Annotated in this window: 8 protein-coding genes and 1 pseudogene; 8 read left to right on the top strand and 1 reads right to left on the bottom strand. The window is 67.0% G+C overall.

All coding sequences use genetic code 11. From position 1 onward, the window contains the following. Positions 1-453: methyl-accepting chemotaxis protein (locus Q0379_RS14720; RefSeq protein WP_299010248.1), on the top strand; the 453-nt coding region annotated here is incomplete at its 5' end. A 151-nt stretch (positions 454-604) separates the two neighbouring features. Here Q0379_RS14720 and Q0379_RS14715 read toward each other — a convergent pair. Beyond that, positions 605-916, bottom strand: a complete 312-nt coding sequence (locus Q0379_RS14715) for a hypothetical protein (protein ID WP_066686217.1) — start codon at positions 914-916, stop codon at positions 605-607. A gap of 300 nt (positions 917-1,216) precedes the next feature. Between Q0379_RS14715 and Q0379_RS14710 the strand changes: the two are divergent. From Q0379_RS14710 to Q0379_RS14680, 7 genes and pseudogenes are all read left to right on the top strand, one after another. Beyond that, positions 1,217-3,234: pseudogene (locus tag Q0379_RS14710) on the top strand (methyl-accepting chemotaxis protein). Then, on the top strand, positions 3,234-3,518 hold the full coding sequence (locus Q0379_RS14705; RefSeq protein WP_299010243.1) for an STAS domain-containing protein: 285 nt from the start codon (positions 3,234-3,236) through the stop codon (positions 3,516-3,518). Before Q0379_RS14710 ends, Q0379_RS14705 begins: the two are co-directional and overlap by 1 nt. Next, positions 3,515-3,880 (top strand): response regulator, encoded by a 366-nt coding sequence (locus Q0379_RS14700; protein WP_013080817.1) that lies wholly within the window; start codon positions 3,515-3,517, stop codon positions 3,878-3,880. Before Q0379_RS14705 ends, Q0379_RS14700 begins: the two co-directional genes overlap by 4 nt. 66 nt (positions 3,881-3,946) lie before the next feature. Continuing rightward, positions 3,947-6,274, top strand: coding sequence for a chemotaxis protein CheA (locus Q0379_RS14695; RefSeq protein ID WP_299010236.1), 2,328 nt, complete (start codon positions 3,947-3,949; stop codon positions 6,272-6,274). Between the two features lie 3 nt (positions 6,275-6,277). Continuing rightward, a complete protein-coding gene (locus Q0379_RS14690) occupies positions 6,278-6,745 on the top strand; it encodes a chemotaxis protein CheW (protein WP_299010233.1) in 468 nt (155 codons plus the stop codon). Beyond that, positions 6,745-7,617, top strand: a complete 873-nt coding sequence (locus tag Q0379_RS14685; RefSeq protein ID WP_299010230.1) for a protein-glutamate O-methyltransferase CheR — start codon at positions 6,745-6,747, stop codon at positions 7,615-7,617. The genes Q0379_RS14690 and Q0379_RS14685 overlap by 1 nt, the downstream gene beginning before the upstream one ends. Beyond that, positions 7,617-7,879: response regulator (locus Q0379_RS14680; protein ID WP_299010227.1), on the top strand; the 263-nt coding region annotated here is incomplete at its 3' end. The genes Q0379_RS14685 and Q0379_RS14680, both read left to right, overlap by 1 nt.

Below are 7,879 nucleotides of genomic sequence, written 5' to 3'. Positions count from 1 at the left end.
GAGATCAAGGCCCTGATCGGCGCTTCGACCAAGCAGGTCGAGGCCGGGGTGGGCCTGGTGGGCCAGACGGGCGACGCGCTGAAAGGCATCGTCGGCAAGGTGGCCGAGATCGACGAGCTGATCGTCCAGATCTCAGCCTCGTCCCAGGACCAGGCGCGCGGGCTTTCGGAGGTGAACACGGCCGTCAACCAGATGGACCAGGTCACCCAGCAGAACGCCGCGATGGTCGAGGAGACGACGGCCGCGACCCATTCGCTGAAGAGCCAGACGGCGGAGTTGGCCCGTCAGGTGGCGACCTTCTCGATCTCGGGGCGCCCCGCAGCTCCAGCCACGCAAGCGACCGCGCCACGCGCCGCGCCCGCGCCGCGTCCGGCCAGTCGCCCAGGCGCGTCGGCCCCTGTCTCGCGCGGCGGGGCGGCGGTGGCCGTCAAGGACGAGTGGGAAGAATTCTAGAGGGAGCGCCACGCCGGCGCGGAAGGGCTCTCATCCGTTCCGCTCTGGCCAGCGCACAATAAGACGCCCTCGCCGAGCGATCGGCGAGGGCGTTCTGATTTCCAGCTTGGTGGGCGAGGACTTAAAACGTCTCTCGCCAACTCGGCGACGCTTACGCGCCGCCCGGGAAGCGGAAAGGAACCTTCACGGTGCCGGTCTTGGCGCCCATCGGCAGCTTTTCAGCGATGCACATGGCGGCCTTGTCGAAGCCCTTGCCGGCGGCGCTGTTGTCGACGACCTTGCAGTCCGACAGCTTGCCGTCGGCGGCGTTGCATTCCAGCATCACCTGAGCCGCGTCACGGGTGTTGGCGAACTGCTGCAGGCAGCGGCCCATCTGGTCTTCGAAACCACCCGCGGCCGAAGCGGCCTGAGCCACGAAAAAGCTGCCGGCGATTCCCGCGGCAATAGCGATCGGATATTTCATCCCGCTGCTCCTAGTAGTGTTTCTACGTCCTGTGGACGATGCGCCAACTGGACGCAGGAGCAGACTCTCAGAAGGCAGTTAATATATTCTAAGTCCCGTAAGAATATTCGAGATTTACTTCCAGGTAACCATGGCGGCTGGAGCCCCGAGAGCCTTTGTTAGTTGGGGTGCTCCTTAGAATCCCGCTTGCGGACGCTGCGACCAAACGCCCATTTCGAGGCTTTCGGGCGTATTTATCTCGAATTCCTTTTAACCAAGTCAGAGTCTGTTAGGACTCTATCTGGATTATCTCCCCTCAGTTTGGCGACCCGTGGGCACGGGCCGCTGGTTGGAGGGGACCTACGATGAAACGCCTTCGTCTCGTCGATCTGCCGTTGATCATTAAGATCGGCTTCGCGCCGGCTTTCGCGCTGCTCATGCTGGCCCTGATGGCCGGCGGAGCCATTATTGTTCAGAAGAGCCAGTCGGCTGCGCTGAAGCAGGTCGTCGAGAACGACATGCGCCAAAACATGGAGATCCAGAAGATCTCTAAGCGCATCTCGAACATCAACGGCGAACTGTTCGTCGTCATGACCCACAAGGCCGGCAATATCGACGTCGACAAGAACGACGCTCGGATGTCCGCCGTCCTGGCCGAGACCGACGCGGTCAAGAAGGACTTGATCGCTCTGAAGAGCAAACTGCCGGCCAACGAGCAGCCCAAGATCAACGAGCTGATCAAGTCGCTCGAGGAATGCCGCAGCGCCATCGACACCGTCAGTGGGATGATCGGCGTCGACTTCGGCATGGCCGCCGGCTTCATCGCCCCGTTCGAAGAACAATACGCCAAGATGACCGGCGTGCTGGACCAGGTGGTCGCCGCCGCCAACACGCGCGTGGCCAAGGAGACGGCCAAGCGTCAGGCCGAAGCCACCGCCGCGATGAGCGTCACCATCATTCTGTCGCTGGTCACCCTGGCCGCCGTCGGCGCTCTGGCGTTCCTGACCGTGATGACGACCCGCAAGTCGATCAACGACATCGCCGGCGCCACCGATAAGCTCTCCAAGGGCGACAACAGCATCGACCTGGAAAAGATGACGCGCCGCGACGAACTGGGCGCCATCGTGTCAGCCCTGAAGGTCTTCCGCGACAACCAGCTGCACCTTGAGCAACTGCGCGCCGAGCAGGAGAAGTCGGCCGCCCTGACCGCGGACGAGCGCCGCGCCAAGGAAGCCGCCGCCGCCGCCGCCGCCCAGGAAAGCGCGCTGGTGGTCACCAGCCTCGCCGAGGGTCTGGAAAAGCTGGCCTCGGGCGACCTGACCTTCCGCGTCAGCGCCGATTTCCCGGGCGACTATCGCAAGCTGAAGGACGACTTCAACGCCGCTATGGGCTCGCTGCAGGAGACGATGAAGGTCATCGCCGCCTCGACCGACGGCCTGCGCACCGGCGCCGACGAGATCGCCCACGCGTCCGACGACCTGTCGCGCCGCACCGAGCAACAGGCCGCCAGCCTGGAAGAAACCGCCGCCGCCCTGGACCAGCTGACCGCGACTGTTCGTCGCACGGCCTCGGGTGCGCGCCAGGCTTCGGACGTTGTCTCCACCACCCGTGGCGAAGCGACGCATTCCGGTCAGGTTGTGCATCAGGCAGTCTCCGCCATGGGGGAGATCGAGAAGAGCTCGGGCCAGATCAGCCAGATCATCGGCGTGATCGACGAGATCGCCTTCCAGACCAACCTGCTGGCCCTGAACGCCGGCGTCGAAGCGGCGCGGGCGGGCGAGGCGGGTCGCGGCTTCGCGGTCGTGGCTCAGGAAGTTCGCGCTCTGGCCCAACGTTCGGCCGAGGCCGCCAAGGAGATCAAGACCCTGATCTCCTCGTCGACCCAGCAGGTCAGCCAAGGCGTCAGCCTGGTCGGCCAGACCGGCGAAGCGCTGCAGCGTATCGTGGCGAAGGTTGGTGAGATCGACGCCCTGGTCACCGAAATCGCGGCCTCCGCCGCGGAGCAGGCGACCGGTCTGAACGAAGTGAACACGGCCGTGAACCAGATGGACCAAGTCACTCAGCAGAACGCCGCCATGGTCGAGCAGTCGACCGCCGCGACGCACTCGCTGAAGGGCGAGACCGCCGAGCTGGTTCGCCTGATGGCCCGCTTCCAAGTGGGCGCGGCCGCCTCGTCTTACTCGCGCCCGGCCCCCGCCGACGCGGCTCAGCACGCTCCGGCGCGCAACCCGGTGGCCGAGCAGCAGGCCCGTCTGAACACCTTCGCCCGTCCGGGCCGGAGCAGTGGTTCGGCGGCGGTCGCTCAAGCCCCCGTCACGGAAGGTTGGGAGGAATTCTAATGGCCGCCATCGCGCTGCCTGAAAATCTGGACCTGAAGGCCGCGGCCCCTCTGAAGGCCGCGCTCCTGGAGCGCCGCGGCGCTCCGATCGAGATCGAGGCCGACCAGGTGCGCCGCTTCGGCGGTCTGTGCCTGCAGGTCCTCCTGGCGGCCCGCAAGGCCTGGGACCATGACGGTCAACCCTTTTCCATCAAGGGGCCTTCCGAGGCCTTCGTAGAAACCACCCGTCTGTTTGGCGCCGAAAAGGCGCTCCTGTCGGCGGAATTCCAAGGAGCTGAATCGTGACGCAGACGGTTCTTACGGTCGATGACTCCCGCACCATGAGGGACATGCTGCGCATGGCTTTGGCCGGCGCGGGCTTCAACGTGGTCGAGGCCGTCGATGGCGAGCATGGGCTCGAGGTCCTCTCGGCCCACCGTCCTGACGTGATCATCACGGACATCAACATGCCCAAGCTGGACGGCTTCGGCTTCATCGAGGCGGTGCGCGTCGACGACGACTATCGCGCCATCCCGATCCTGGTCCTGACCACGGAAAGCGACCCGGCCAAGAAGCAGCGGGCCCGCGAGGCCGGCGCCACGGGCTGGATCGTGAAGCCCTTCAATCCCGAAAAGCTGGTCGACGCCATCCGCCGCGTCGCCGCCTGATCGGGCGAGTAATCCGCCGCTTTGATTTGACTACCCGTTGCTAGACGCGAATTAGGACGTACGGGAATGGACGAGCTAGAGGCCATCAAGGTCACTTTCTTCCAGGAATGCGAGGAGCTTCTCGCCGACCTCGAAGGCGGTCTCCTGGCTATGCAGGAAGGGTCCGGCGACCTCGAGACGGTCAACGCCGTGTTCCGCGCCGTCCACTCGATCAAGGGCGGCGCCGGCGCCTTCGGCCTTGAGCCGCTGGTGCGCTTCGCCCACGTGTTCGAGACGCTGCTGGACGCCGTGCGCTCCGGCGCCGTGCCCAGCACGATCGAGCTGGCCGCCGTCCTGCTGCGCGCCTCCGACATCCTGGCCGACCACGTCAGCGCCGCTCGCGGCCTGGGCGACGTCGACATGGCCGCCTCGGCCGCCATGGCGACCGAGCTGGAGCATTGGACCGACCCGAACGCGAGCCCCGCGCCCGCCGCCGCGCCGGTCGCCGAGGCGCCCGCCGCCGAAGCGTCTGTCGAAGCCGCCGCCGCCCCGGCCGCCGCCGCGCCCGCGGACGACGACGCCATGGACGACGATGACCTCGGGTTCGTCTTTGTGCCCCAGACCATCACGGTGGAGGCCCAGCAGGCCGACGCCGAACTGGCGCCTGAGAACGTCTGGACGGTGTCGATCCGTCCGAAGTCGGACCTTTATCGCAAGGCCAACGAGACGGCTCTGCTGCTGCGTGAGCTGAGCCGCCTCGGCCCGATCAAGGCCACCTTGGACGACCGCCACCTTCCCGAGCTGGACGAGCTGGATCCGGAAGCGGCTTACGTCACCTGGAACGTTCGCGTCGAGACCGAGGAAGATGAGGCGGCGATCCGCGAGGTCTTCGAATTCGTCGACGGCGACTGCGATCTCGACATCATCCGCGGCGAGGCCACGGTCGAGCAACTCGCCGCGCTGATCCGCGCCACCGAGCCCTCGGCCGCCGAGGTCCATACGCCCGCCCCGGCGCCGGAGCCCGTCGTGGCCGAAGCGCCCGCTCCGGCGCCCGTCGAAGCCAAGCCCGCCGAAGCGCCCGCGCCGGCTCCCGCGCCCGTTCCGGTCGCCGAGGCTCCGAAGGCCGCAGCGCCCGCGGCGCCGGCCGCGCCCGCCGCCGCGCCGGCCAAGGCCGCCCAGGTCGAAGTGCCCGGCCCCGGCCAATCGGTCATCCGCGTCGATCCCGAGCGGATCGACCGCCTGATCGACCTCGTCGGCGAGCTGGTCATCAACCAGGCCATGCTGGCGCAGCGCGTCGGCGAATATGGCATCGCCCCGTCCTCCAACCTGGCCATGGGCCTCGACGAGCTGGAACAGCTGACGCGCGAGATCCAGGACAGCGTCATGGCCATCCGCGCCCAGCCGGTGAAGTCGGTGTTCCAGCGCATGCCGCGTCTGGTCCGCGAAGTCGCCAACATGACGGGCAAGCAGGCCCGCCTGGTGATGGACGGTGAGAACACCGAAGTCGACAAGACGGTCATCGAGCGTCTGGCTGAACCGATCACCCACATGCTGCGCAACGCCATCGACCACGGGCTGGAAAGCCCCGATGAGCGCAAGGCCGCCGGCAAGAACCCCGAAGGCATGGTCCGCCTGGCCGCGCTGCACCGCAGCGGCCGGATCGTCATCGAGGTCTCGGACGACGGCAAGGGCATCAACCGCGAGCGCGTCTTCTCGATCGCGGTCAAGAAGGGCCTGATCGCGCCCGACCTGCAGCTGACCGACGAGGAAATCGACAACCTGATCTTCCTCCCGGGCTTCTCGACCGCCGACAAGATCTCGGACGTGTCGGGCCGCGGCGTCGGCATGGACGTGGTCAAGCGCTCGGTCCAGGCCCTGGGCGGTCGGATCTCGATCACCTCGCGCCCGGGCCAAGGCTCGACCTTCACGCTCAGCCTGCCGCTGACCCTGGCCGTGCTGGACGGCATGGTGGTCGATGTCGCGGGCGAGACCCTGGTCGTGCCGCTGGCCGCCATCGTCGAAAGCCTGCGTCCGAAGCCGGAAGAGGTTCGTCCGCTGGGCCCCGTCGGCTCGGTGCTCGCGGTTCGCGACAGCTTCGTGCCGCTGATCGACGTCGGCCTGACCCTGGGCTATCGAGACGAAAGCCCGCCGCCGACCGACGGCGTCGTGCTGCTGGTCGAGGGCGAGGATGGTTCGCGCGCGGCCCTGGTCGCCGACGCCATCCACGGTCAGCGCCAAGTGGTCATCAAGTCGCTCGAGCAGAACTACCAGCAGGTCGAGGGCGTGGCCGCCGCGACCATCCTGGGCGACGGCCGCGTGGCCCTGATCCTCGATGTCGACGCCACGATCAATCTGCGTCGCCGCGAAGGCGGCGCGCCTCGTCCCACCGAACCCACCCTCATCGCCGCGGAGTAAGTCATGGAAGAACATGCCACCGCCATCGGCGCTGACCGCCGCGAACTGATCTCCTTCCGCGTGGGGGACCAGGAGTACTGCGTGGACATCATGGCCGTCCGCGAAATCCGCGGCTGGAGCCCGGCGACGACCCTTCCGCAGTCCCCCGGCTACATGCGCGGCGTGATCAACCTTCGGGGCGCCGTCCTGCCGATCATGGACCTGGCCTGCCGCCTGGGCATGCCGGTCCTGGAGCCGACCGTCCGCAGCGTCTTCATCGTGGTCAAGGCGGGCGACCGCACGGTCGGCCTGCTGGTCGATGCGGTGTCCGACATCCTGTCGGTCAACGACGACATGATCCAGCCGACGCCCGACGTGGCCTGCGACGCGGTTCGCAGCTTCGTGCGGGGCATCATCTCCATCGAGGGGCGGATGATCAGCGAGATCTCGCTGGACCGCATCCTGCCGGAACGGGAGGCGATGGCCGCCTGATGACCGCCGCAGCCCTTACCGAGCGAGACGCCATCGTCGATGGCGAGTTCGCCTTCACCAATCAGGACTTCAAGCGCATCGCCGCGCTGCTGTACGACCTGGCGGGCATCAGCCTGCCCGACAGTAAGGCGACGCTGGTCTATTCCCGTCTGGCCAAGCGCCTGCGCGCCCTGGGGCTGCGCTCGTTCGCCGACTACTGCGCCTTTGTGGCGAGCGAGAAGGGCGCGGACGAGAGCCAGGAGATGCTCCGGGCGCTGACCACCAACGTCACGCGCTTCTTCCGCGAGCCGCACCATTTCGAAGACCTGCGCGCCAACGTGCTGGAGCCGCTGGCTGATCAGGTGCGCGCCGGTCGCCGCCTGCGTCTGTGGTCCGCGGCCTGCTCCTCGGGGCAGGAGCCGTACTCGATGGCCTTCACGGTGCTGTCGGTGTGGCCAAACGCCGCCGATCTGGACATCCGGATCCTGGGCACGGACATCGACACCAACGTGCTGGCGACTGGACGCGCGGCTGTCTACGACGAGGCGCTGCTGGAAGGCATTCCCGCCGCGACCCGCAGCCAGTTCTTCGAGCGCGATCCCAGCGACAAGCGCGCCTGGCGCGTCTGCGAGGCCGCCCGCAGCCTCGTGGCGTTCCGGGAACTAAATCTCAACGGTCCGTCGTGGCCTATGAAAGGTCCGTTCGACGCCATCTTCTGTCGGAATGTCGTGATCTACTTCGATGAACCCACCCAGGAACGCGTCTGGAGCCGCTTCGCGCCGCTCGTCGCCCCTGGCGGCCGACTCTATGTCGGCCACTCCGAGCGCGTTGGCGCTTCCGTGACCGCGTTCGAAAGCTGCGGTCTAACCGCCTACAGAAAGGTGGGCCGCTAATGGCTAAGATCCGCGTACTCGTCGTCGATGACTCCGCCACGATGCGGAGCCTGATTTCCGCCGCCCTGAACCGCGATCCCGAGATCGAGGTCGTCGGCGGCGCGGGCGACCCCTTCGAAGCCCGGGGCATGATCAAGGCCCTGAACCCCGACGTCGTCACCCTCGACATCGAGATGCCGAACATGAACGGCATCGAGTTCCTCGAGAAGATCATGCGCCTGCGGCCGATGCCGGTGGTCATGGTCTCGACCCTGACCCAGGC

The sequence above is a fragment of the uncultured Caulobacter sp. genome, assembly GCF_937900395.1.
Lineage (GTDB): Bacteria > Pseudomonadota > Alphaproteobacteria > Caulobacterales > Caulobacteraceae > Caulobacter.
Note: the sequence above shows the minus strand (reverse complement) of the source record. Positions and strands in the feature narration are given on the sequence as shown.

Coding starts and splice junctions, on each gene's coding strand:
- Q0379_RS14715 (WP_066686217.1), bottom strand. CDS start 916: ATGAAATATCCGATCGCTATTGCCGCGGGAATCGCCGGCAGCTTTTTC.
- Q0379_RS14705 (WP_299010243.1), top strand. CDS start 3,234: ATGGCCGCCATCGCGCTGCCTGAAAATCTGGACCTGAAGGCCGCGGCC.
- Q0379_RS14695 (WP_299010236.1), top strand. CDS start 3,947: ATGGACGAGCTAGAGGCCATCAAGGTCACTTTCTTCCAGGAATGCGAG.
- Q0379_RS14690 (WP_299010233.1), top strand. CDS start 6,278: ATGGAAGAACATGCCACCGCCATCGGCGCTGACCGCCGCGAACTGATC.
- Q0379_RS14685 (WP_299010230.1), top strand. CDS start 6,745: ATGACCGCCGCAGCCCTTACCGAGCGAGACGCCATCGTCGATGGCGAG.